The sequence below is a fragment of the Mesorhizobium sp. W050 genome (assembly GCF_054719535.1).
In genome coordinates this window covers 2,017,218-2,039,080 of sequence record NZ_JBTTIH010000001.1, presented here as the reverse complement: position 1 = coordinate 2,039,080, position 21,863 = coordinate 2,017,218, and the positions used below count along the sequence as shown (strand labels likewise).

At 62.4% G+C, this 21,863-nt stretch carries 25 protein-coding genes and 1 pseudogene; 10 read left to right on the top strand and 16 right to left on the bottom strand.

Features of this window, described 5'->3' with window-relative positions; all coding sequences use genetic code 11:
• Positions 1-118: 118 nt before the first annotated feature.
• Entirely contained in the window at positions 119-550 is a 432-nt protein-coding gene (locus tag ACYG9Y_RS09770) for a CBS domain-containing protein (RefSeq protein ID WP_023667498.1), read from the bottom strand.
• Between the two features lie 138 nt (positions 551-688).
• Positions 689-1,456 (bottom strand): rhomboid family intramembrane serine protease, encoded by a 768-nt coding sequence (locus ACYG9Y_RS09765; RefSeq protein WP_023706620.1) that lies wholly within the window; start codon positions 1,454-1,456, stop codon positions 689-691.
• A 404-nt stretch (positions 1,457-1,860) separates the two neighbouring features.
• Between ACYG9Y_RS09765 and ACYG9Y_RS09760 the strand changes: the two genes are divergently transcribed.
• The 3 genes from ACYG9Y_RS09760 (at position 1,861) to ACYG9Y_RS09750 (ending at position 4,135) form a co-directional block, all read left to right on the top strand.
• Positions 1,861-2,496, top strand: coding sequence for a PAS domain-containing protein (locus ACYG9Y_RS09760; RefSeq protein ID WP_023695380.1), 636 nt, complete (start codon positions 1,861-1,863; stop codon positions 2,494-2,496).
• Positions 2,497-2,620: 124 nt separating this feature from the next.
• Positions 2,621-3,238 carry a PilZ domain-containing protein gene (locus tag ACYG9Y_RS09755; RefSeq protein ID WP_023667501.1) on the top strand — a complete coding sequence of 206 codons (618 nt, stop codon included), beginning with the start codon at positions 2,621-2,623 and terminating at the stop codon, positions 3,236-3,238.
• 288 nt (positions 3,239-3,526) lie between these two features.
• Positions 3,527-4,135 (top strand): transglutaminase-like cysteine peptidase, encoded by a 609-nt coding sequence (locus ACYG9Y_RS09750; RefSeq protein WP_023681509.1) that lies wholly within the window; start codon positions 3,527-3,529, stop codon positions 4,133-4,135.
• Between the two features lie 244 nt (positions 4,136-4,379).
• Here the strand turns inward: ACYG9Y_RS09750 and ACYG9Y_RS09745 are convergent, their stop codons facing one another.
• Positions 4,380-4,907: a gamma carbonic anhydrase family protein gene (locus ACYG9Y_RS09745; RefSeq protein ID WP_023734414.1), complete on the bottom strand. Its 528-nt coding sequence runs from the start codon at positions 4,905-4,907 to the stop codon at positions 4,380-4,382.
• An 84-nt stretch (positions 4,908-4,991) separates the two neighbouring features.
• Positions 4,992-5,360 (bottom strand): DUF6949 family protein, encoded by a 369-nt coding sequence (locus ACYG9Y_RS09740; RefSeq protein ID WP_023734415.1) that lies wholly within the window; start codon positions 5,358-5,360, stop codon positions 4,992-4,994.
• A gap of 110 nt (positions 5,361-5,470) precedes the next feature.
• Between ACYG9Y_RS09740 and ACYG9Y_RS09735 the strand changes: the two genes are divergently transcribed.
• Positions 5,471-6,196 (top strand): hypothetical protein, encoded by a 726-nt coding sequence (locus ACYG9Y_RS09735; RefSeq protein WP_023734416.1) that lies wholly within the window; start codon positions 5,471-5,473, stop codon positions 6,194-6,196.
• Positions 6,197-6,451: 255 nt separating this feature from the next.
• On the opposite strand, the gene ACYG9Y_RS09730 is transcribed toward ACYG9Y_RS09735, so the two are convergent.
• Complete coding sequence (locus ACYG9Y_RS09730) at positions 6,452-6,655, bottom strand: DUF3126 family protein (RefSeq protein ID WP_006200852.1); 204 nt, start codon at positions 6,653-6,655, stop codon at positions 6,452-6,454.
• Positions 6,656-6,911: 256 nt separating this feature from the next.
• The gene (gene cysE, locus ACYG9Y_RS09725) at positions 6,912-7,760 is read right to left on the bottom strand and encodes a serine O-acetyltransferase (protein ID WP_023667506.1); all 849 of its coding nucleotides are present in this window, start codon (positions 7,758-7,760) and stop codon (positions 6,912-6,914) included.
• A gap of 133 nt (positions 7,761-7,893) precedes the next feature.
• On the opposite strand from cysE, the gene ACYG9Y_RS09720 reads away from it, so the two are divergent.
• A complete protein-coding gene (locus tag ACYG9Y_RS09720) occupies positions 7,894-8,508 on the top strand; it encodes an HD domain-containing protein (RefSeq protein WP_023734417.1) in 615 nt (204 codons plus the stop codon).
• On the opposite strand, the gene ACYG9Y_RS09715 is transcribed toward ACYG9Y_RS09720, so the two are convergent.
• From ACYG9Y_RS09715 to ACYG9Y_RS09690, 6 genes are all read right to left on the bottom strand, one after another.
• Positions 8,505-9,005: a GNAT family N-acetyltransferase gene (locus ACYG9Y_RS09715; RefSeq protein ID WP_023738942.1), complete on the bottom strand. Its 501-nt coding sequence runs from the start codon at positions 9,003-9,005 to the stop codon at positions 8,505-8,507. The two genes, ACYG9Y_RS09720 and ACYG9Y_RS09715, sit on opposite strands and share 4 nt — an antisense overlap.
• 39 nt (positions 9,006-9,044) lie before the next feature.
• On the bottom strand, positions 9,045-9,386 hold the full coding sequence (locus tag ACYG9Y_RS09710) for a hypothetical protein (RefSeq protein ID WP_023706615.1): 342 nt from the start codon (positions 9,384-9,386) through the stop codon (positions 9,045-9,047).
• Positions 9,387-9,429: 43 nt separating this feature from the next.
• Positions 9,430-9,801, bottom strand: coding sequence for a hypothetical protein (locus ACYG9Y_RS09705; protein ID WP_286438986.1), 372 nt, complete (start codon positions 9,799-9,801; stop codon positions 9,430-9,432).
• A 57-nt stretch (positions 9,802-9,858) separates the two neighbouring features.
• Complete coding sequence (locus ACYG9Y_RS09700) at positions 9,859-10,626, bottom strand: alpha/beta fold hydrolase (RefSeq protein ID WP_023706613.1); 768 nt, start codon at positions 10,624-10,626, stop codon at positions 9,859-9,861.
• A 10-nt stretch (positions 10,627-10,636) separates the two neighbouring features.
• A complete protein-coding gene (locus ACYG9Y_RS09695) occupies positions 10,637-11,209 on the bottom strand; it encodes a DUF192 domain-containing protein (protein WP_023691205.1) in 573 nt (190 codons plus the stop codon).
• A gap of 113 nt (positions 11,210-11,322) precedes the next feature.
• Positions 11,323-11,919 carry a cold-shock protein gene (locus tag ACYG9Y_RS09690; protein WP_031196524.1) on the bottom strand — a complete coding sequence of 199 codons (597 nt, stop codon included), beginning with the start codon at positions 11,917-11,919 and terminating at the stop codon, positions 11,323-11,325.
• 359 nt (positions 11,920-12,278) lie between these two features.
• On the opposite strand from ACYG9Y_RS09690, the gene ACYG9Y_RS09685 reads away from it, so the two are divergent.
• Both ACYG9Y_RS09685 and ACYG9Y_RS09680 read left to right on the top strand, forming a co-directional pair.
• Positions 12,279-12,719: a VOC family protein gene (locus ACYG9Y_RS09685; RefSeq protein WP_023667513.1), complete on the top strand. Its 441-nt coding sequence runs from the start codon at positions 12,279-12,281 to the stop codon at positions 12,717-12,719.
• Between the two features lie 133 nt (positions 12,720-12,852).
• Positions 12,853-13,146, top strand: coding sequence for a DUF2218 domain-containing protein (locus ACYG9Y_RS09680; protein WP_023681521.1), 294 nt, complete (start codon positions 12,853-12,855; stop codon positions 13,144-13,146).
• A 105-nt stretch (positions 13,147-13,251) separates the two neighbouring features.
• Here ACYG9Y_RS09680 and ACYG9Y_RS09675 read toward each other — a convergent pair whose 3' ends face one another.
• The 3 genes and pseudogenes from ACYG9Y_RS09675 to ilvA all read right to left on the bottom strand — a co-directional run bounded on the left by ACYG9Y_RS09675 (position 13,252) and on the right by ilvA (position 15,905).
• On the bottom strand, positions 13,252-13,956 hold the full coding sequence (locus ACYG9Y_RS09675) for an outer membrane protein (RefSeq protein ID WP_023706612.1): 705 nt from the start codon (positions 13,954-13,956) through the stop codon (positions 13,252-13,254).
• Positions 13,957-14,107: 151 nt separating this feature from the next.
• Positions 14,108-14,652: pseudogene (locus ACYG9Y_RS09670) on the bottom strand (DUF1697 domain-containing protein).
• The gene (gene ilvA, locus ACYG9Y_RS09665; RefSeq protein WP_023706610.1) at positions 14,649-15,905 is read right to left on the bottom strand and encodes a threonine ammonia-lyase IlvA; all 1,257 of its coding nucleotides are present in this window, start codon (positions 15,903-15,905) and stop codon (positions 14,649-14,651) included. The pseudogene ACYG9Y_RS09670 and the gene ilvA overlap by 4 nt, the downstream one beginning before the upstream one ends.
• Before the next feature lie 126 nt (positions 15,906-16,031).
• Between ilvA and ACYG9Y_RS09660 the strand changes: the two genes are divergently transcribed.
• The 3 genes from ACYG9Y_RS09660 (at position 16,032) to ACYG9Y_RS09650 (ending at position 19,950) form a co-directional block, all read left to right on the top strand.
• Entirely contained in the window at positions 16,032-17,435 is a 1,404-nt protein-coding gene (locus tag ACYG9Y_RS09660) for an aminopeptidase P family N-terminal domain-containing protein (RefSeq protein ID WP_023738944.1), read from the top strand.
• Positions 17,436-17,580: 145 nt separating this feature from the next.
• Positions 17,581-18,654, top strand: a complete 1,074-nt coding sequence (locus ACYG9Y_RS09655) for an alpha/beta hydrolase (RefSeq protein WP_023706608.1) — start codon at positions 17,581-17,583, stop codon at positions 18,652-18,654.
• 132 nt (positions 18,655-18,786) lie between these two features.
• The gene (locus tag ACYG9Y_RS09650; protein WP_023706607.1) at positions 18,787-19,950 is read left to right on the top strand and encodes an alpha/beta hydrolase; all 1,164 of its coding nucleotides are present in this window, start codon (positions 18,787-18,789) and stop codon (positions 19,948-19,950) included.
• 21 nt (positions 19,951-19,971) lie between these two features.
• Here ACYG9Y_RS09650 and ade read toward each other — a convergent pair whose 3' ends face one another.
• Positions 19,972-21,783 carry an adenine deaminase gene (gene ade / locus ACYG9Y_RS09645; RefSeq protein ID WP_023738945.1) on the bottom strand — a complete coding sequence of 604 codons (1,812 nt, stop codon included), beginning with the start codon at positions 21,781-21,783 and terminating at the stop codon, positions 19,972-19,974.
• Positions 21,784-21,863 lie beyond the last annotated feature (80 nt).

Sequence of the window (21,863 nt, the reverse complement as noted above, 5' to 3'; positions counted from 1 at the left end):
ACAAGCGCCCAAAGCAGCGCAGAGCAGTGGGCTGGCCTTTTCAGCCCCTTTCGGCCGCTCGGCAACCGATAGAATGAACGCCGCCGGCCGGTATTCGGACGGCGGTTTCTTCGTCAGGTCAGGCCGTTGCGATATAGGCCCTGATTTCGTCGGCCTCGCGCTCGACATCCTCGATGCGGCGCTTGACCACGTCGCCGATCGACACGATCCCGTCGAGCAGCCCATCCTTTTCCACCGGCAGATGGCGGAAACGGCCTTTGGTCATGATCTCCATCACCTCGTTGACCGTGTGGTTCTCGTTGCAGATCTTCACTTTCGGCGTCATCGCCGAGCGTACCGTTATATCAAGTGCGGCAGCGCCTTCCCTGGCAACGACCCGCACGATGTCACGCTCGGAAAGGATGCCGACGATCTTGCGATCGCCGTTGGTGATGACCAGTGCACCGATCTTGTGGTCGGCCAGGATTCGAATGGCTTCGCTGAGCTTTACATTCGGCCCGAGCGTGAACACGTCATGGCCTTTTCTCTCGAGAATTGCCTTAACCGTCATGGCGTCCTCCTCCTCCTGCTTGGCTAGCCAGCTCCCGCCCTGACCGGCTTCACATAAGAGTGAACATCGTGCGCCGTGATCGGTTGCTTTTCAAGTGTGCCAGTGGGGTGTGCCAGTGGGGTGCGCCAATAGAGTGCGCTAGTGGGGGGTGCGCTGGTCGTCGGGGATCTCCCATTCAGGCGCCCGCCAGCGCCGGTCGAACCAGCGCAATCCGAAGAAGCCTGCGACGAGGCCGCCAATGTGCGCTTCCCAGGCGATCTGGCCGGGTTCTCCGAGCCCGAGACCGTAAAGGCCGGTGGCGAGATTGATGACCATCCAGGCGCCGAGAAAATTGACGACGCCGCGCATGCGCAAAACGACTGCGATCGGCAGCACGGGACCGGCAAAGGCCGCCCTGCCGGAGGAGCGGTCGGTACGGAACCCGAAGCGAGCCGCCGCACCCATCATGCCCGATATCGCCCCGGAAGCGCCGACCAGCGGTGCTTCGCCGTATGGATGGACCGCCCAGAACAGCACCACCGCGGCCAGCCCGGTGGCGGCGAAAAACAAGGCGAACCAGAACCAGCCGAGACGGTTGGCCAGCGGCGACCCGAAGGCGGCCAGCGCAACCATGTTGATGGCAATGTGGGCAACGCCACCATGCATGAAGGCATAGGTGAAAGGACGGGTGAAAAGGAACCAGTCGAAACCGTATTGGCCGGTGTAGAGGACCGGAATGAAGGCGCCGTCGGTGAGCAATGTTATCTGCTGCTCTTCGGTCAGCACATATTGCTGCAGCAGGAAGACGGCAACGCAGATGCCGATCACCGCCAGCACCGCCGGTGGCAGGTTGAACACCGGCTCGCGGCGCGGCGGCGGCGCCTCCGCGGTCTGTTCGGTCTCCAAGGGGCCGGCCGGTTCGCTCATATGCTCTGATCCAGGGATTTGCGTGTCGTCGCGAGCATCTAGGCCATGCCCGGACAAATCACAAACTACGAATCACAACCGCGAATCACCAGGGGCGCGAATCAAAAAGAAGCCGTCCAAGGTTTCCCTTGAACGGCTGGTCGAGCCCCCTGCTCCCCTAAAACTATTGACCGAAGTGCTGTTGGTCGTCGCGAAACGACCGCTTCTGGAGTGGTTTTGGTGTGCCATGGCGAGCCTGTGCGCGCAACGTAAACCACTTGTTAACCTTAACGTCCCCGACCCGTGAACAAGTCTTAACGACGCTGGCACGCATCCTGCTCCGGAACGCATGTAGGTCATCGGAGGGCGCCCTTTCTGTTCACCGATGGGACCATCAGACGGCAGAATGCGCGGAGTTTCATAGCATGAACCAGAACGGATCAATCGCGCTGTTCCATTATTGGAATCGCCTGCGTGGTGGACGTCCTGCCCCAAAGCGTTCGGAGGTCGAACCGGCCGACATCAAGGCGCTTTTGGCCGACACCTTCATCCTGGAAAGGGATACGCGCGGCGAAGCGGTGTTCCGGCTTGCCGGCACCAGGCTTTGCGCCGGCTACGGCCGCGAGCTCAAGGGGTTTTCGTTCCCCTCGCTATGGCGTGAGAAGGACCAGCGGCTGGTGTCGCGCCTCATTCACGGCGTTTTCGAGCAGAAATCCGTGGTGTCGATCACTTATGAGGGATTCAGCCGCAACGGCCGTTCCAACCACTTCGAACTGCTTGCGCTGCCGCTCGATGGCGGCGTCGAGAACCCGCGCTGCCTCGGCGTCATCAGCGCCGTGGAAAAGCCGTTCTGGCTGGGCGCCGACCCGATCACCGACGCGCTGATCGATGCCATCCGCGTCATCGATCCCGACAAGGACCCGATGTTCCTGAAAAACCGGCCGGAAATATCCGTTCCGTCGTTGGCTCCCGAACTCGAAGCGCCGGAGACCATCTCGGCGCTCGGTCGGTCGCGCCGTATCCGCCACCTCGTCGTGTTCGACGGCGGGCGCGAGCAATAGTCTCCAAGCCGGCGCTAATCTTAACTATCGGGGGCCCACTTTTCCCCTTTGTTAACCTGCTTGGCTGTAGTTTTTGCCGAGATTCCACGCACGACGCGGGAATGCCAACGGGGTGTAGGCAGTCATGAGGTCAGCGGCGGTCGAATACGCACCGTCCCGCGCCGAAAGGCGTAATTTTCAGCGCGTCCGGGTCAAGATCTACGGGCGCTTCATGCTGGAGGACCGCACCGAGCACCCCTGCCAGGTCGTCGATATGTCGCCGGGCAATGTCGCGTTGCGCACCGAGCGCGTCGGCATGCCGGGCGAAAAAATCATTGCCTATATCGATCATATCGGCCGCATCGAGGGCGTGGTGACGCGCACCTCGCAGGACGGCTTCGCCATGACCGTCATTGCTTCGGATCGCAAGAAGGACAAGCTTGCCGCGCAGTTGACCTGGCTCGCCAACAAGCATGAACTCGACCTGCCGGAAGACCGCCGCCACGAACGCGTGGCGCCGCGCAATCCGACAAGCGTGCTGCAGCTCACCGACGGGCGCCAGTATCAGTGCCGCATCATCGACCTGTCGCTGTCGGGCGCGGCGGTCGAGATCGACGTCAAGCCGGCGCTCGGCATCCAGGTGATGCTGGGCACCATGCGTGGCCAGGTGGTGCGTCATTTCGAGGATGGCGTCGCCATCGAATTCGCCGTCATCCAGCGCCCGGAAACGCTCGATTCCGAGTTCAACGCCCCGCGCGCCTGAACGATCGGCAACAGGCAGCAAAAACGAACCGGCCCTGCGCGGCCGGTTTTTTGTTGCCGGCGTTCCGCCTGCCTCTCCAGCTTGTAGCGGCACGCAGCAAATCCACGGCTCCACCCGGAAATCCGCGCCCCGACACCGCGGTTTTACGCCGAGACCTGAACGATTTTATTTTAAAATAGGTCAAATTTTACGCGTATTCTATTGAGCTTTTACTCAATGTCTACTTCGGGTTTTTGCGTCAAATAAATCCAGCGCTGTCATTGTCTCCTCAAACGGGGAGACTGACCAATGGCGAAGATTTGGGGCAAGCTGTTGCTCTTGGCAATGGCGATGCAGCTTTCCGCTTGGGGAACGGCGCAAGCAGCAGGACCGGCCTACATGCACACTGGCGGCCGCACGACACAGCCGGTCGGTCACTACGAATTCTGCCAGAAGCTGCCGCAGGAGTGCGCTCAGCGCACGCCGAAGCAGGCACCGGTCGAACTGACCCGCAAGCTGTGGGCGGCGATCGTCGACGTCAACAATTCGGTCAACACCCGGATCGTGCCGCGCACCGATATGGAAATGTGGGGTAAGGAAGAGGTCTGGTCCTATCCCGACAGCGGCTTCGGCGACTGCGAGGACTATGCGCTGGAGAAGCGCCGCGAATTGATGGCGCTCGGCGTTCCCGCCGGCAATCTCTTGATGACCGTGGCGCGCCAACAAAATGGCGACGGCCATGCGGTGCTGACCGTGCGCACCAGCCTCGGCGAGTTCATCCTCGACAATCTGGAGTCCAAGGTGCTGTCCTGGACCGACACCGACTATACATACCTGAAGCGCCAGTCCGACCAGAATTCCGGCGTGTGGGTGACGATCAACGACGGTCGCGCCGACGCGGTTGCCAGCGTCCGCTAGGACGCCATCACAGAGGTCAAGCACATCGAATAATGCGACGTGCCTAACGAGAAAGCCCGGTCGAGTCCCCACCCTCCCCGTCCCCAACGACCGGGTTTTAAGGAGCCGGCCCCGTCCCCGGGCCGGCTCCACCATTTCTGGACCATGATCGCGAACCGAAGGACCTCGGCAGCGAAAAGTGAGAACCGGTTTTTGCTGCGCTGACCTGCCGTTCGGAAAAGATCATCGTCAAACAGGATAGAGTTCAGGCCTTCTTCAGCCCCGCCTTGAAGCGCTTGCCGTTCGCGACGTAGTGCGCGGCCGAGGCGCGCAGCCTGGCGACCGCGGCGTCGTCCAGCGTCCTGATAACCCGCGCGGGCGAGCCGACGATCAGGCAATTGTCGGGGAACTCCTTGCCCTCGGTGACCAGCGCGCCCGCGCCGACCAGCGAGTTCTTGCCGATCCTGGCGCCGTTGAGCACGATGGCGCCCATGCCGATCAGGCTGTTGTCGCCGATCGTGCAGCCATGCAGCAAGGCGCGGTGGCCGATCGTGCAGCCCTGCCCGATCGTCAGGGGAAAACCGGGATCGGTGTGCATCACCGTGTGTTCCTGGACATTGCTGTCGGCGCCGATGACGATCGCCTCGTTGTCGCCGCGGATGACCACGCCAAACCAGAAGCCGGCATTGCGACCGACGCTGATGTCGCCGATCAACGTCGCATCGGGCGCGATCCAGTTGCTGTCGGCATCCTCGAAACGGGGCGATTTTCCGTCGATTACATAGGTCGGCATTTCCAGTCTCCGATTCGTCGCAGGCCGGGACAAACCCTAGAACAATCCTGGGAAAACCGCGTAGCGGTTTCCCCAGCAATTGCCTCAAGGCAAATACCGCGCCAGCGATTCCACCAACAGCTGAAGCGCACCAGGAGAGCCAATGCCCCAGGAGGCAATGGCGATCAGCACGATGCCCAGCGCCAGCGCCCAGGCGATCACCGTGCAGCCGCAGGACACCAGCATCAGCATCGAAATGCGGCCGTCGCGCCGCGCATCGAGCGCATCGTTGGCGAGCATGAACGGACCGGCGCAAGCGGTCGCGGCCAGCGAGCGCAGGATGTACGCCGGCGACACATAAGGTTCGGCAAAGGCAAGCCGGCGGCCCGCCGCCAGTTCCATCACGGACCCGGTAAGCCCGCAGGCTGTGAGCCCGACGGCAAAAGCGAAGAGAACGGGCAGCAGCAGGCTCATCTTTACCTTCCGTTTACCATGAGATCGCACAGTCGCGTCCAGCGCAGCAAGAGCCGTGCCGCGGCATGTGTGCAGCCCAGGGACAGACGGCGGCGACTATGGGGATTGCGATGAAGCAGGCAGCGACCGCCGAAGAATTCAACGTCGTCGATTCCGTGCTGATGAAGCGGGTGTTCTATGCCTTTGCCGCACTGGCGCTGCTGTCGCTGGCGATCAGCCTTGGCGGAAAATGGTTCGGCCGCTCGATCGCCATGGCCGGCTACACCGACGACACCACAGTCCACAAGGTGGTGATCGGCAACAATGTCATTGCCGTGCCGGCCAACGCCATCCGCTTCCTGCAGGCGCGGCGCGACGGCATCGCTTCGCGCCTCGACCTTTATCTGCGCTATCCCCAGATGGACGGCTACAGCGAAGCCGCACGCGACGATTTCAACCACACGGGCACGGCCAAGAACATCATCTTCCTGTCGTTCGAACCGCAGATGATGTCGCGCGACATGAGCGGCCGTTTCGCGCCGATCTATAGCGCGCTGATCAGCCAGCCCGGCGCGCCCGGCCCCGGCGGCACGACGATTTACGGCTTTAGCGAAAAATCAGGCTATCTCAACGAGGTGCTTGCGGTCGCCGACCGGGCCGGCAAGGACCCGTTCGTCGCCCGCTGCCTGAGCGGACCGAGCGCCGAGGAATCGCTGGCGCCCTGCGAGCGCGACATCCAGGTCGGCGACAGCCTCAGCCTGACCTACCGCTTTCCCCGGGAGTTGCTGGGCAACTGGCCAGCGCTTGACGCCGCTATCGTCGCCGAGGCCACGCGCGTCTTAAAGACCGCACGGTAGCGGCCCTCTGCTTTTGTCATACATGGGCGCGAAGCCGCGCGGACCCGAGGATCCGTTCCATGCCCTTAAGGCAGCGAAGCGGTGCAGAATTACTGTTGGGAAGCAGCAGAGGCAGTTCTGGACCGCCACATTCCTGAGCCGAGGCCTGGAATATATCCCAGGGTCTCAGCGACGCCGCTGTGCGGCTGCTTCTCCCCGGGATGACGATGGCGCAGCTGGCTGCCGCCAATCGCCGAAGTCCGTAGCCGTCTGGGCTCAGGCCAGATCGATGTCGAGGATCGCCATCGAGAAATTATAGTCGCCGTCGTCCTCGTCCTTGAAGACGATGCCGAGGAACTCGTCGCCGACATAGACCTCGGCCGAATCTTCCTTGCGCGGCCGCGCCTTCACCTCGAGTTTGGGATTCTGGAAGACGCGCTTGAAATAGGCGTCCAGCTTTCTGATTTCGTCCGGCTTCAAAAGTCTTCTCCGATCGTCGGGCTTGCTCGTTGGAACGCGCTTCTGGCACGTCGACAATGGCGATGTAAAGGCAAGCCGGCTGGATAGAACGCGAACCCTGGGGCCGGATGATTTCAGGTCGAATCCAAATCCGCCTCTAAATCAAGGAGGTAGAGCATGATGTCGTCCGAAAACCGCCTCACACTTTTCGGCATCATGCTTCAGAGGCAACGGCGCCGGCAACCGGACTTCAGTCCGGCGCGCCGGGTGTTGCAAATCAGATGTCGAAGCTGACGACCTGGTCCATCGATTGCGACGGCAAAAGCTGGTCCATCTGGCGCGAAGGCTGGTCGCAGCCGGTCTCGCCGACGACGCGGGCCGGTACGCCGGCAACCGTCTTGTTGTGCGGCACCGGCGACAGCACGACCGAGCCTGCCGCGATCTTCGAGCAATGGCCGATCTCGATATTGCCGAGAATCTTGGCGCCGGCGCCGATCAGTACGCCGTAACGGATCTTGGGGTGGCGGTCGCCGCCGGCCTTGCCCGTGCCGCCCAGCGTCACGCCGTGCAGGATCGACACATCGTCCTCGATCACCGCCGTCTCGCCGACGACGAGGCCGGTGGCGTGGTCGATGAAGATGCCCTTGCCGATGCGGGCGGCCGGGTTGATGTCGGTCTGGAACACCGAGGACGAGCGGCTCTGCAGATAGAGCGCGAAATCCTTGCGGCCCTGATTCCACAGCCAATGTGCCAGCCTGTGCGTCTGGATGGCATGGAAACCCTTGAAATAGAGCACCGGCATGATGAAGCGGTCGCAGGCCGGATCGCGGTCGTAATAGGCCTGGATGTCGACACGCACGATCGACGACCATTCCTTGTCGTCGGCCAGCATCGACTTGAACGTCTGGCGGATGAGGTCGGAGCCGATGTCCTGATGCGCGAGCCGCTCGGCGAGCCGATGGATGACAGCTTCCTCCAGGCTCTCCTGGTTGAGGATGGTCGAATAGAGGAACGCCGCCAGAAGCGGGTCGCGGTTGACCGCTTCCATCGCCTCGTCGCGGACCGAACGCCAGATCGGATCGACCGGCTGGACCATTGTGGGGCGGGAAATGCTGATGCTGTTCATCGACGTCTTGTCCTGCGTCCTGGCCGCTTGCCTATTCTCCGGCGGCACATATAAGCCAGATCATAGCACGATTGAACTCAATTTTCCTTAGTGCTCGGTGAAATGGATTTGGTTCACGGAAATTCAAGCCGCCATGGAAAACGAACCCTTGATCGACGCTCCGCTGAAACGCGCGCTCTCCGCGCTCTATCAAGCTCCGGATCGCCACTATCACAACCTCGCCCATATCGAGGCGTTGCTGGCGCTGGCGGACGAATATCGAGCATCGCTGCATGATTCCGGCGCCGTCGAAGCCGCAATCTGGTTCCATGACGCCATATATGACAGCCGCGCCAAGGACAACGAGGCCAGGAGTGCAGCACTTGCGCAGGACAAACTTGCCGCCCGCACCGATCCGGAGCGCCTCGGCCGCATCGCGGCGATGATCGTCGCCACTGCCACGCATGAACTGCCCAGCCTTCAACCACGGGGCCTTGCCGATCAGAACGCCCTCCGCGACGCAGCGCTTTTCCTCGATATGGACCTGGCGATCCTGGGTGCGTCAGCCGACGCTTTCGACGCCTATGAACAAGCGGTCCGCCGCGAATATGGCTGGGTCGAGGAGCCGATGTGGCGCGCCGGTCGCGGCGCGATTCTCAAGACTTTCCTCGCGCGCCAGCATATTTTTCACACGCAGGAATTCCGCCACAGGTTCGAGCCCCAGGCCAGGCAAAACCTGGCGCGGTCTCTAGAAACGCTCAAATCCTAATCCGGAAATGTCTCCATGCGCTGCGCATAGGCTTTGAAACCGGCGCGCCTGTAGACCGATTGCGCGGCCGGATGGTCGTATGTGTCGGTATGAAGCCAGACCCTTTGCGGCGCCCGCGACCAGATGGCGCGAAGCGCCTGGTCGAGCAGGAATGGCCCAAGCCTGCGGCGGTGGAAGACGGGGATCAGCCCGAAATGAACCAGTTCGACCTCAGGCTGGCCGACGCCGTTGAATTCGCACAGGCCAGCGGCCACGCCCTCGACGCGCGGCACGTGGATATGTGTCGAGGGCAGCGCCAGCAGGCGCTCGAGGTCTTCCGCCGGCATGCGCAGCCGCTGGTCCCATTGCACGGGCTCGCCGACCGCGTGGTAGAGGCTGATATAGTCGGCCACATCAAGTGTTTCACGCGCCACCGTGGCGCCCGATAGCGGGCAGTCGAAAGCCGGCGCCGAATTCGGTTCGCGCATGTCCATATAGGTGACGAGAAGGTCAACCAAAGCGGCACCGCCTCCGGCTGCAAGCCAGACGAAGATCGATCACCTGAAGGCGCCAACGGACTTGGTGGCCGCCCAAACAAAGAACAGGCCGATCACCAACGACAGCCCGTTGAGGATGATACCGACGATGCCGAGGACACGATTGTCGTTTGAACGTCCCAGTGCCATCAAGCCAAAAACCACGCCGGTGATGTGCGCCAGCGGCGCCGCAACGAGAAACACCGCCAGAAAAACCCCGCCGAGGACGTTTTGAGCGGCCAGCGACGCCTCGCCTGGCATCAACGCCAGCGTGACCACCGCCGCAAAATCCATTGCGAACGCCAGCAGGGCCAGGATCACCGCGCGTTTGCCGAAGCTGCTCCGCCCCACCACGCCGGGCATTGCTATCGTGCTTCTTCCCCATCCGGCCATTACTCGTCCCCGATCAGGTGAAAGCGCCTATCGTCGATGCCATTGCCACAAGCAGCAGGAAGCCAACCGCCAGGGAACCACCGTTGAGCAGGATGCCGACGACCCCGAGCACGCGGCTATCGTTCGAACGCACCAGCGCCATCAGCCCGAAAATCAATCCGGCAATATGCGCCAACGGCCCTGCCAGCAGGAAAACCGCCATGAAGAAACCCGTGGCGATGTTCTGGGCACGCTCGGATGCGTGGGTCGGCAGCGCCACCATTGTGGTCAGCGCTATCACACCGGCACCGAAGGCGAGCAGCGCCAGGATGACGGAACGCTTGCCGAACTTGCTCGTCAAGACGGCGCCCGGCAGAGCGTCGGCGCTTCTTCCCCATTGAGCCATTGTTTGCCACCCCTCGCCGGCCGCCCAATCCATATCGCCCGAAAAATCGCTTACCGGTTAAAGCGGATTTTCGGCATAAAACTCCAAAACCCGCTGCTTGAAGGTCTTGTCGCCCACAGCCAGCATATGGTCGCGGCCGTCTATGTGAAACACCTTGGCGTTCGGCATCAGCGCGGCGAGCTCGTCGGGCGAGCCGCCGATATCGTCTGTCGTCCCGACCGCAATCAGCGTCGGTTGGGCGATGCGCGTCATGTCGTGTTCGCTGAGCAGTTCGCGCGACGTGGCGATGCAGGCGGCCAGCGCGCGGCGGTCGCTGCGCGTCTGATCCGCAAAGGCGCGAAACGAGCGGCCGCGCGGATGGCTGGTGGCGGCCGGATCGTCGGCCAGCAGCGCCTCGGCGATCGGATCCCAGTCGCCGACCCCGTCGACCATGCCGATGCCGAGCCCGCCGAAGACCAGCGTCGCCACCTTGTCCGGATCCGACAGCGCCAGGAACGCCGAAATGCGCGCGCCCATCGAATAGCCCATGACATGGGCGCGCCCGATGCCGAGATGGTCGAGCAGCGCTGCCGCGTCCGAGGCCATCTTGGCCGGGGTGTAGTCGGCCTCGTCATAGCTTTTCGACGACGAGCCGTGGCCGCGATTGTCGAAGGCGATGGCGCGATAGCCGGCGTCGTTCAGCGTCTTGAACCAGCCGGGCGATACCCAGTTGACATAGTGGCTGGAGGCAAAGCCGTGGATCATCAGCACCGGATCGCCCGCCCCCGACGCCGGCTGGCGGTCGAGGAAGGCGAAGTCGAACCCGTCATGGGAGAAGAATTGCATCGGGAGCGGCTCAGCCGGCGCCGGGCGTGGGCGCGTTGCCCTTGTCCGATGGCGGCATGCCGGGGCCGGACACCGTGCCGACGGCCGGATGGCGCAGCAGATCGCCATGGTCGATGCCGTTTTTGGCGGCGGTGCCGGCCTTGAGCTCCAGCACGAAGCGCACTGGCACACCCGGCGAGATGACTGCATCGGACAATGGAGTGCCGTGCTTGACGGCCCGGACCTTGCCGTCCTGTCCAACAAAGATCAGGTCGAGCGGCATCGGCGTGTTGTGCATCCAGAAGCCGACCTGCTTCTGCATCTCGAAGACGAACAGCATGCCATGATTGTCGGCCATATCCTGGCGATACATCAGGCCGGCCTCGCGTTCCGAGTCGGTGTCGGCGACTTCGATCGAAAAGGATTTATCGCCGCCTTTCGTCGCCACGACCAAGGGTGTCGGATCGACGGGAAGGATCATCGCCTGACCGCCGGCGATCGTCTGCTGGGATGCGGTCGGCTGCCCGGAATAGAAGTAAGCGCCTGCGGCTACCGCAACGATGACGCAGAGCGCGCCCGCTGTCAGCCAGTTCCTGTACGCCATTGGAAATCCTCGACCAAAGACCATGATCCCTAAAAGTGGTCTCAGGTATTCGGATAAGATCGTGGTGAAACCAAGAAAAACGCCGTCCTGACTTCCTCAGGAAGGCTCGCGTCCTAATGCGCGACCGGCAAGGTGCCCATATCGGGGTGAATCTCGGCAGCCATGAGGCCCTTGTCACCGCGTCCGAAACGCACCAGCACGACCTGTCCGGGCCTGAGCTCGGTGATGCCATAGCGGCGCAGCGTCTCCATATGGACGAAGATATCCTCGGTGCCCTCCCCGCGCGTCAGAAAGCCGAAGCCCTTGGTGCGGTTGAACCACTTGACCAGCGCCCGCTCGAGCCCGCTTTCCGGCGTCACCGCCACATGGGTGCGCTGTTCCTGCATCTCGGCCGGATGGACCGCCGTAGTGGTGTCCATGGACAGCACCTGGAAAGCCTGCAAACCACGGTCGCCATGCTTGACAAGGCACACGACACGCGCGCCCTCCAATGCCGTCTGAAAACCGTCCTTTCGAAGGCAGGTGACATGGAGGAGGATGTCGCCCGAAGAACCGTCATCGGGAAGTATGAAACCGTAGCCCTTGGCCACGTCGAACCATTTGATGGCGCCGGCGATTTCGACAAGGTCGGCGCTATCGCCGCCACTGTCACTCTTCAGGGCGTCGTCAAGGTTCTCATCCCGCCTCGTGAAAGAGGCCTTATCCCCCATAAGAACGCCCCCTTTTTTTCAAGAAAACCGCAAGTGATTCTTGACATTAGATTAACACCGCCGCTTCCGGGGTGTGCAAGACCTGCCGTGCCTTTTTTCGCGGTTGAATACAGGAATAGCTGACTTGTTGTTTGCCGGCGTCGCTGCCGACAGCAATGACGATCCATCAAGGCGGTCAACCGGTCGGCAATTTGCAAGGGATTTCGCCGAAATCGGCAACCACTTGTGTCCGACGCTTTTGTCAGAGCAATCTGATTTTTTCCAAAACCGGTGACCACTTTTCCAGTCCGATGCTCGTTGCCCTTCGGCGGGGTGGACCTTATGTTGCCTCGCAACCCAAACATTCCCGAGGAAATCCCATGCGCTACCTCCACACAATGGTCCGTGTCGCCGACGTCGATGTCTCGCTTGATTTCTACTGCAACAAGCTCGGCCTTAAGGAAGTGCGCCGCTACGAAAACGAGCAGGGCCGCTTCACGCTGATCTTCCTCGCCGCCTCCGAGGATGTAGAAAGCGGCATCACTGAGAAGGCGCCGCTGATCGAACTGACCTACAATTGGGATCCGGAGGAGTACAAGGGCGGCCGCAATTTCGGCCATCTCGCCTATGAGGTCGACGACATCTACGCCACCTGCCAGCATCTGATGGACAATGGCGTCATCATCAACCGGCCGCCGCGCGACGGCAACATGGCCTTCGTCAAGTCGCCGGACGGCATCTCCTTCGAACTGCTGCAGAAGGGCCCGGCCAAGCCCAAGGCCGAGCCGTGGGCATCGATGCCGAACACCGGCACCTGGTAGCGATCACGCCATCTTGAGCGAGGCGGCCGCGCCGACAAGCCGGCCGCCTTTGCCATTTCGAGCAACGGCACCTATTTACCTGCCTGTCGCGCCAGCCAAACAAAGCCAGTGCCTCATCCAGGAGAATTCATTTATGCCGACCAGCCGTGCCGATGTCACCACCGCATATGCCAGCCGCTATTTGCAGCAGCTGTGCAAGCACTGGGCGCACAAATTTCCCGTCGAGTTCGATCCAAACCACGGCACCATCGATCTGTCGCTCGGCCGCACGGTTCTCGATGCCGATGCGGCAGCGCTGCATATCACGGTGTCGACGGATGAAAGCGGATCGCTGGAGCGCATGGAGAGCGTCGTTGCCGATCACATCAAGCGCTTCGCCTTCCGCGAGGAGCTGACTTTCGAGTGGAAGCAGGCTCCGGCGACCTGATCTGCTGTCAGCCGCAACGCCGAACGCCGGAAGCTGCCAGCCCCGGACAACGTTATGGCGTCATTTGGTTGCGACGCCATCTGAATTGTCGGAACGACGGATCGATCAGAACTTGTAGTTCAGGCCGATCTTGATCGTATGGGCGTCGATCTTCACCCTTGCGTCGTTGCCCTCGATATCTGTCAAACGGACCTTGCCGAAGTCGAAGTACTGGTATTCCAGCTTCGTGGTCCATTTGTCGGCGAAGGCCCATTCGACACCGCCACCGATCGTATAGCCGAAGCGGCCTCCGCTCCTCGATGCGCTGCTGTCCGGGTCGGGCACCCCGTCAAAATCGAAAGTATCGCCATAACTCAATTTGTAGTGAGTCGCCGCCGCGCCGCCCTTGGCGTAGATCAGCAGCCTGTCGGTGGCGTAGCCCAGACGTGCCGTCAGATCGCCATAGACGCCCAGTTTCGCCGATCCGAAATTGTCCGGCTCTTCGACGATAGTCCTGTCGCCGTCGAGGCCGAGATAGCCCAGATCGGCTTCGACGCCATAGACAAATGCTCCGGACTGCCAGTTGTAACCGGCCTGAACGCCGCCGAGGAAGCCGTCGGTATCGACGTCATGGGTCTGACCAAGCTCCTCATCGAAGAAGGAATCCGTCTGGTCGACCGCGTCACCGCGTCCCCAGCCATAGCCGGCGTTGATGCCGACATAGCCACCCGACCAGACAAACCCTGCCGGTACGGTCTCAATCACGTCGGCGGCGAACGTCGCGCCGCAAGCCGAAATCAGGAAAGTGGATGCGAGAAGCAGACGTTTCATGAAACTCCCCAATGCAGTCGGAAAGAGCATAGCACAGACATGCAGTATTCATTAAGCTGCCCAAGCCGGAAAATCGGAAATTGTTGCAGAAAAAACAACTGTTTAGCCGAGACTTAATTAGCATCGCAACCGCAACGCAGATCTAAGCGATTCAAAGCGAACGCGCCATCTGCAGCAGCGCCAGCACCGACCGCCAGTTGCGCGCGGTGCCTGGCACTTTCAGCACGCGCGGGATCAGCCCGGCGAACACCGATTTGCCGAGCCCGTCTGGCGCCTTGAGGTAGAGCACGTCGCCCTTAACCTCGAAGCTTTCCGGGCCGGTGCATTTTTCGGCAAGCCTGGCGATCTCGTCCGCCGTCGGCTGGCGCTCCAGCGTGTAGGCGTGAAGCTTGGTCGGATCGCCGGCGACTTCCGGATAAGGATTCTCCTTCACCAACCGTTCGAACCAGGAGAGATCGCGCACCATGATGCGCGAGTGAAAGCCCCATTTTTCTCGAAGGCCGCCTCTATCTGTTTGGTCAGCGTGGCGGCGTCGCCCTTCTTGGTCCGGAACACGACATTGCCGCTCTGCACATAGCCGGCGACATCGGTGAAGCCGAGCGCCTCGAAAAACGCCCGCAACTCCGCCATCTTGACGATGCGGTTGCCGCCGACATTGATGCCGGAAAACAGCGCGACGAACACGGCACCGCTCATATGATGAACCCGGCCAGGGTCTCGTTGTCGGTGATGTCCTGATAGTGGACGCCCTCGGCCTCGAAATTCGCCTTCAGCAGGTCGAAATTGCGCCGGTCCCTGGTTTCGATGCCGATTAGCACAGAGCCGAAATTGCGTGCCGATTTCTTCAGATATTCGAAGCGGGCGATATCATCGTCGGGACCGAGCAGTTCGAGGAAGTCGCGCAGCGCGCCCGGCCGCTGCGGAAAGCGGATGATAAAGTATTTCTTCAGCCCCTCGAAGCGCAGCGCCCGCTCCTTCACGTCGGGCAGCCGCTCGAAGTCGAAATTGCCGCCCGACACCACCGCAACGATGGTCTTGCCGCGGATTTCCTTGCGCGAAAAATCTTTCAACGCGTCGATCGCCAAGGCGCCGGCCGGCTCCAGCACCACGCCTTCGATGTTGAGCATCTCGATCATGGTGGCGCAGAGCCGGTTCTCCGGGATCAGCCGCACCGCATCGGCGGCGAACTCCTTGAGGTGGCGCAACGGCTCGCGGCCGATCTCGGCCACCGCCGCGCCGTCGACGAAATTGTCGACATTGGCGAGCCGGACGCGCTTGCCGCTGGCGAGGCTCTGATACAGGCTCGGCGCACCGGCCGGTTCGCAAAAGACGTACCGCGCGTCACGTTGCTGATCGGCGAAATAGTGCGTCACCCCCGCGGCCAGGCCACCGCCGCCAACCGGCAGCATGATGATGTCGGGCATGCGCGCGCCCGGCATTTGGTCGGCGATCTCATAGGCGACCGTCGCCTGCCCCTCGATAATGTCCTTGTGGTCGAAAGGCGGCACCATATGCGCGCCCGAACTTTCGGTGAATTCGAAGGCGGCGCGGTAGCAATCGTCGAAGAAATCGCCGACCAGCCGGATCTCGACGAACTCGCCGCCGAACAGCCGCGTCTTGTCGATCTTCTGCTGCGGCGTCGTCACCGGCATGAAGACCACGCCCTTCTTGCCGAAATGGCGGCAGACGAAGGCAAACCCTTGCGCATGGTTGCCGGCCGAGGCGCAGACGAACAGCTCGGCCTCGTTGCCTGCGGCCAGCGCCTTGCGGAAAAAGTTGAAGGCGCCGCGGATCTTGTAGGAGCGCACCGGCGAAAGATCCTCGCGCTTCAAGAGCACCCGAGCCCCCGTCTTCTTCGACAAATAGTCGTTTTCCTGCAGCGGCGTTTCGGGAAAGATCTCGCGGATCGCGGCTGCGGCGGTGGCGACACGGGAGGAGAAACTGTTCATGGCGCCGTCACCTCTGGATCGAATGGTTCGAAGGCGAAGCCTATTGCACAAATCGCCGTTTGCGGCCACCGATGCCCGCTGGCCGCCGCTTTGATGCGCCGGATGAAATCCACTGGAGCCATCCTCATGCCTGTTTCGGCTGTCGCCCTGAAGACCGTAGACCTTCCTGAATTCGGCGAGCCGACCGTGATGCCGCTGCTTAAGCGCCAGACCTACGAAGCGCGCATCGATGCTCTACTGGCGCATGGGGTTAAAGCCGGGCTCGATGCCTTCGCCGTCTATGGCGACCGAGAGCACGCGGCCAATGTCGCCTATCTCAGTGGCTACGACCCTCGTTTCGAGGAGACCCTGCTGGTCATCGTCCCCGGCAGCCAGCCGAAACTTCTCGTCGGGAATGAAGGCTGGGGCTATGCCGAAATCTGCGACGGACCCTATGAGCGCGTGCTCTACCAGACCTTCTCGCTACCAGCGCAGCCACGCGACCGCTCCGCTTCCCTTGCCGACACGCTTGCCGCCTGCGGCCTGAAGACCGGGCAGAAAATCGGCGCCATCGGCTGGAAGCCGTTCGGGCCCGGCGATGGCGGCTTTGGCGAGACGACGCTCGACCTGCCGTCCTTCATCGCCGATACGCTGCGCACACTGGCCGGCGACAGAGGCGCGGTGGTCAACGCCGCCAACCTGTTGATGAACCCATCCGACGGCCTACGCGCCATCAACGAGGCAGACCAATTGGCGTCCTTCGAATTCGCCGCGACCTTTTCCTCGCAGGGCCTGCGCAACGTGCTTGGGAATATTCAGCCCGGCATGAGCGAATTGCAGGCCGCGCGGCTGATGGGGATCAACGGCCTGCCCCTGTGCTGCCACCCGATGCTGTCCGCCGGCAGGCGTGCGCCCTACGGCTTGCCTAGCCCGCGCCTCGACATCATCAAGCGCGGCGATCCCGTCACCATGGCCTATGGCATCCAGGGCTCGCTCAACGCCCGCGCCGGCTTCCTGGTCGAGAGCGCGGCCGAACTGCCGCGCGAGATAAGCGACTATGTCGAACAGCTGGTAGCGCCCTATTTCGCCGCCGTCGTCGACTGGTACGAGACCATCGGCATAGGCGTTGCCGGCGGAGCGCTTTGGAAAGCCGTGCATGACCGCATAGGCGACCCGTTCTTCGGCGTCTCGCTCAATCCCGGCCATCTCGTCCATATCGACGAATGGATGCATTCGCCGGTGTTTTCCGGCTCGGACATCAAGCTGCAATCGGGCATGGCGCTGCAGGTCGACATCATTCCGGCGACCGGAACCAGCTATTTCACCACCAACATCGAAGACGGTATCGCGCTTGCCGATGAGGCGTTGCGCGAGGAGATCGCGGCCCGTTATCCCGAGGCATGGCGCCGCATCGAGGCGCGCCGCGCCTTCATGGGCGATGTGCTCGGCATCAGGCTCAAGCCCGAGGTATTGCCCTTCTCCAACATCCCTGCGTTCCTGCCGCCATTCTGGCTTTCGCGCAACAGTGCGATGGCTGTGACCCGACGCTGACCACATTTCGGCTGGACACGACTTACTTCTGCCGCACTCTCACTGTCCGGGAGGTGTCGCGGAGGGTAGACGGGCCGAGGGTAGACAGGCCTTTGGGCCTCAAAGTGAATTCTAAGTGAATTCATCTTTCGATTGGAATTTTGACGTGCGTTTGAAGACGATTTGCATTCTTGCACTTGCCCTGTTGATCGCCGGCTGCGGCGGCCGCAAAACCGAGGAACTGCTCGGCAGCGCCGTCATGTCCACGCCGGTGACCGAAATCTCGGGCAATCACTCGATCTTCATTGCCACCACACGCAAGAAATCCGACGATCCCAACAAAGTTTTCGACGGCGAACGCTCGGCGACGCTGAACTACGCCCGCGTCACCGTCACCGTTCCCGGCATCCACCAGACCGGCCAGATCGAGCGCCGCTCGCGCGGCAGGTCCAACGACCCGGCGAAGTACTTCATGGCTTCCGAGGTCGTCGGCTACGATGCGCAGCCGAAATTCTCCAGTGCGCTCAATGCCGACATCGCCGCGCGCGGCGGCCGCGTCATGGTCTTCGTGCATGGCTACAACACCGGCTTCGACGACGCGGTCTACCGCCTGACCCAGATCGTCCACGATTCCGGCTATCCCGGCACGCCGGTGCTGTTTTCCTGGGCATCGGGCGCCAGAACCACCGACTATGTCTATGACAAGGAAAGCGCCAGCGCCGCCCGCGATCAGCTGGAGGTGACATTGCGCATGCTGCAGCAGTCCGGCGCGCGGCGCATCGACATCGTCGCCCACTCGCTCGGAACCTGGGTGACCATGGAAACGCTGCGCCAGATGGCCATCACCGGCGACCGCGATCTCGGCGGCAAGCTCGGCGATGTCGTGCTGGCCTCTCCCGACATCGACGTCGACGTCTTCAAGAGCCAGATGCGCCGCTACGGCAAGCCGGACAAGCCGTTCATCCTGCTGCTCTCCGACGACGACCGTGCGCTGCGGCTCTCAGGCCTGATTGCCGGATCGCGGCCACGCGTCGGCGACTACAAGGATGCCGCCGACCTCGCCGCTTATGGCGTCACCGTGGTCGACCTCTCCAAGGTCAAGGGAGGCGACAGCTTCAACCACACCAAGTTCGCCGACAATCCCGAACTGGTGAAGATGATCGGCCAGCGGCTGCGCGAGGATGACGGCTTTGCCAGCGACCAGACGGTGACCGACCGCATCAGCGCGCTCGGACAATAAGGCTGTTGCCTTGCGGCCACCGTCGCCGCGTGAGGTCGCGAATGCCGCTCGGCCGATCACTTTCAACTGGACCGGGCCGGTCTCTGCCTCTACGACATTGAAATCGGCGCCAATGCGCCAGCGGGAGCCCGCGTGAACGAGCGTTGGAAGACTGTCCTGGTCCTTGCGTTCGCGCTCGCTGCCGCCGGCTGCGCCGGCCCGAACACCCATGACCTGTTGAACAAGACGACGGTTTCGGTGCCTGCCTCCGACATCGCGGGCACCCACGAAATCTTCGTCGCCACCACCCGCAAGCAGGCGACCAAGGACCCACGCCAGGTGTTCGATGGCGATCGCTCGCTGACCACCAGCTACGCCCGCGTCGACGTCACCGTGCCGAAGGTCCACCAGGTCGGCGCCATCGAGCGCGCCAAGGGCTCGGCCAATTCGAACCCGGCCAAGCAATTCACCGCCACGGATGTCGTCCACTATGGCGACGCCTCGCAATTCGCCAAGGCCGTCGGCGCCAACATCGCCATGAATGGCGACCGCGCGCTTGTCTTCGTCCACGGCTTCAACAACGGCTTCGACGATGGGGTCTACCGGCTGACGCAGATCGCCCACGACACCGAATATCCGGGTACGCCGATCTTGTTTTCGTGGGCTTCGAGCGGCAAGACCACGGGCTATATCTACGACAAGGACAGCGCCAACGCCGCGCGCGACGACCTCGAGGCGACGCTCAGGATGCTCGCCAAGACAAACGTCAAGAGCATCGACATCATCGCGCATTCGATGGGAACCTGGGTGACGATGGAAGCGCTGCGCCAGCTCGCCATCACCGGCGACCGCGATCTCGACGGCAAGCTCGGCCGTGTCGTCCTGGCATCGCCCGATATCGATGTCGACGTCTTCAAGAAGCAGATGATCCGCTACGGCAAGCCCGACAGGCCGTTCGTCATCCTGCTTTCCGCCGACGACCGTGCTCTGCGATTGTCCAGCCTGATATCCGGTGACAAGCCGCGCGTCGGCGACTACGGCAACGCCGCCGACATTGCCAGCTACGGCGTGGTCGTGGCCGACCTCAGCCAGATCAAGGGCGGCGACCGCCTGAACCACGCCAAATTCGCCGACAACCCGTTCCTGGTGCAATTGCTCGGCGACCGTCTGCGCGCTCCAGCCGGCCTGGCATCGGACGAACCCACGCAGGGCCAGATCGACAATCTCGGCCAAGGCATCGGCAAGGCCGTCGGCTCCGTCGCCGAGATCATCATCACCACGCCATTCAAGGTGCTGACCATCGCCACCGGCGGATGAGAGCCAAGCACCGGGCTGATCTCAGATAAAAAGATCGACCTTCTGGAACGTCGTCACGTCGATCAGGCCGACATCGGAAATCCTGAGCTCCGGAATGACGACCAGCGCCAGCAGCGAGTGCTGCATGTAGGCGTTGTTGAGCGAGCAGCCCATCTTGCGCATCGCCTCGGTCAGTTTCTCCGCCTTGGCCGCCACGATTTCCGCCCGCTCGTCCGACATCAGCCCGGCGATCGGCATTTCGACAAGCGCCAGTTCCTTGCCCTTCGAAAACAGCACCACGCCCCCGCCGACCTCGCCCAGCCGGTTGACGGCCAGCGCCATGTCTTCCTTGTTGGTGCCGACGCAGATGATGTGGTGGGCATCATGCGCGACGCTCGACGCCATGGCGCAGTCGCCCATATAGCCGAAGCCGGAGACGAAGGCATTGGTGACGCCTCCGGTGCCGCGGTGGCGCTCGACCAGCGCGATCTGGCAGATGTCGTTGCGGCGGTCCATGGCGACCAGCCCGTCCTCGACCGGCAGGTCGGCCTCCAGCGCCCGCGTCGGCGCCTGGTTTTCGATCACGCCGATGACCCGCACCCGCACCTCGTTGGCGCCCTTGGGCGCCGCAATGTCGAAGTCGCCTGGCTTCAGCTTCTTGCCGAGCTTGACGGTGTTCTTCGCCGATTTGGGGTAATCATAGGCCGGAATGTCGATCTCGAGCTTGCCGCCCTTGGCCAGCCTGATACCGCGGCCATAGACCTCGTCGATGGTCATGGCGGCAAGATCGGAGACGATCAGCAGATCGGCCAGCCGTCCCGGCGCGATCGAGCCCAGTTCGCGCTCCAGCTTGAAATGCTGGGCGGTATTCAGCGTCGCCATCTGGATCGCCGTCACCGGCTTCAATCCCTGTTGGATGGCGTGGCGCACCACCCGGTCCATATGGCCTTCATGCACCAGCGTGCCGGAATGGCTGTCGTCGGTGCACAGGATGAAGTTGCGCGGGTCGAGACCGCTCTCGGTCACCGCCTTGATCTGCGAGGCAACATCGTACCAGGCCGAGCCCAGCCGCAGCATTGCCTTCATACCCTGGCGCACACGGGCGATTGCGTCCTCGGCGCGTGTGCCTTCATGGTCGTCCTCCGGCCCGCCGGCGACATAGCCATGGAACGGCAGGCCGAGATCGCGCGACGCATAGTGGCCGCCGACCGTCTTGCCCGCTCGCACCGTGGCGGCGATCTCGCCCGACATCACCGGATCGTTGGCCACGACACCGGGAAAATTCATCACTTCGCCGAGCCCGATGATGTTTTCCCAGGTCATCGCCTCGGTGACATCGGCGACCGTCAGTTCGGCCCCGGCATGCTCCAGACCCGGCGCCGACGGTACGCAGGACGGCATCTGGACGTGCACGTTGATCGGCATGGCGACGGCCTCGTCATGCATCAGCCGCACGCCGGGCAGGCCCAGCACGTTGGCGATCTCATGCGGATCGATGAACATCGAGGTGGTGCCGTGCGGGATCACGGCGCGGCAGAACTCGGTGACGGTCACCATGCCGCTCTCGACATGCATGTGCGCGTCGCACAGGCCGGGCACGAGATAGCGGCCGCCGGCGTCGACCACCTTGGTGCCCTGGCCGATGGCATGGCTGGCATTCGGCCCGCAATAGGCGAAGCGGCCGCCGGCAACGGCGATGTCGGTGCCGGCTATGATTTCGCCGGAGTGCACGTTCACCCAGCGGCCGTTGCGAATGACGAGATCGGCAGGCTTGCGCCCCGTCGCGACGTCGACCAGATGCGTCGCCATCTCGGTCCAGGGCTTGGGTTTCGTCGCCGACGGCTGCTTGGCCATGAAAGACTCCTGTTTGCCCGACTGTGCCAAGCCGGCAACGTTTTGACCAGCGATTGCGGACGAAATCCGGTCAATGAGAA

What these genes read in the sequence shown, in the direction of transcription:
- ACYG9Y_RS09770 (WP_023667498.1), bottom strand. Translation starts at nt 550, where the DNA reads ATGACGGTTAAGGCAATTCTCGAGAGAAAAGGCCATGACGTGTTCACG.
- ACYG9Y_RS09765 (WP_023706620.1), bottom strand. Translation starts at nt 1,456, where the DNA reads ATGAGCGAACCGGCCGGCCCCTTGGAGACCGAACAGACCGCGGAGGCG.
- ACYG9Y_RS09760 (WP_023695380.1), top strand. Translation starts at nt 1,861, where the DNA reads ATGAACCAGAACGGATCAATCGCGCTGTTCCATTATTGGAATCGCCTG.
- ACYG9Y_RS09755 (WP_023667501.1), top strand. Translation starts at nt 2,621, where the DNA reads ATGAGGTCAGCGGCGGTCGAATACGCACCGTCCCGCGCCGAAAGGCGT.
- ACYG9Y_RS09750 (WP_023681509.1), top strand. Translation starts at nt 3,527, where the DNA reads ATGGCGAAGATTTGGGGCAAGCTGTTGCTCTTGGCAATGGCGATGCAG.
- ACYG9Y_RS09745 (WP_023734414.1), bottom strand. Translation starts at nt 4,907, where the DNA reads ATGCCGACCTATGTAATCGACGGAAAATCGCCCCGTTTCGAGGATGCC.
- ACYG9Y_RS09740 (WP_023734415.1), bottom strand. Translation starts at nt 5,360, where the DNA reads ATGAGCCTGCTGCTGCCCGTTCTCTTCGCTTTTGCCGTCGGGCTCACA.
- ACYG9Y_RS09735 (WP_023734416.1), top strand. Translation starts at nt 5,471, where the DNA reads ATGAAGCAGGCAGCGACCGCCGAAGAATTCAACGTCGTCGATTCCGTG.
- cysE (WP_023667506.1), bottom strand. Translation starts at nt 7,760, where the DNA reads ATGAACAGCATCAGCATTTCCCGCCCCACAATGGTCCAGCCGGTCGAT.
- ACYG9Y_RS09720 (WP_023734417.1), top strand. Translation starts at nt 7,894, where the DNA reads ATGGAAAACGAACCCTTGATCGACGCTCCGCTGAAACGCGCGCTCTCC.
- ACYG9Y_RS09710 (WP_023706615.1), bottom strand. Translation starts at nt 9,386, where the DNA reads ATGCCCGGCGTGGTGGGGCGGAGCAGCTTCGGCAAACGCGCGGTGATC.
- ACYG9Y_RS09705 (WP_286438986.1), bottom strand. Translation starts at nt 9,801, where the DNA reads ATGGCTCAATGGGGAAGAAGCGCCGACGCTCTGCCGGGCGCCGTCTTG.
- ACYG9Y_RS09700 (WP_023706613.1), bottom strand. Translation starts at nt 10,626, where the DNA reads ATGCAATTCTTCTCCCATGACGGGTTCGACTTCGCCTTCCTCGACCGC.
- ACYG9Y_RS09695 (WP_023691205.1), bottom strand. Translation starts at nt 11,209, where the DNA reads ATGGCGTACAGGAACTGGCTGACAGCGGGCGCGCTCTGCGTCATCGTT.
- ACYG9Y_RS09690 (WP_031196524.1), bottom strand. Translation starts at nt 11,919, where the DNA reads ATGGGGGATAAGGCCTCTTTCACGAGGCGGGATGAGAACCTTGACGAC.
- ACYG9Y_RS09685 (WP_023667513.1), top strand. Translation starts at nt 12,279, where the DNA reads ATGCGCTACCTCCACACAATGGTCCGTGTCGCCGACGTCGATGTCTCG.
- ACYG9Y_RS09680 (WP_023681521.1), top strand. Translation starts at nt 12,853, where the DNA reads ATGCCGACCAGCCGTGCCGATGTCACCACCGCATATGCCAGCCGCTAT.
- ACYG9Y_RS09675 (WP_023706612.1), bottom strand. Translation starts at nt 13,956, where the DNA reads ATGAAACGTCTGCTTCTCGCATCCACTTTCCTGATTTCGGCTTGCGGC.
- ilvA (WP_023706610.1), bottom strand. Translation starts at nt 15,905, where the DNA reads ATGAACAGTTTCTCCTCCCGTGTCGCCACCGCCGCAGCCGCGATCCGC.
- ACYG9Y_RS09660 (WP_023738944.1), top strand. Translation starts at nt 16,032, where the DNA reads ATGCCTGTTTCGGCTGTCGCCCTGAAGACCGTAGACCTTCCTGAATTC.
- ade (WP_023738945.1), bottom strand. Translation starts at nt 21,783, where the DNA reads ATGGCCAAGCAGCCGTCGGCGACGAAACCCAAGCCCTGGACCGAGATG.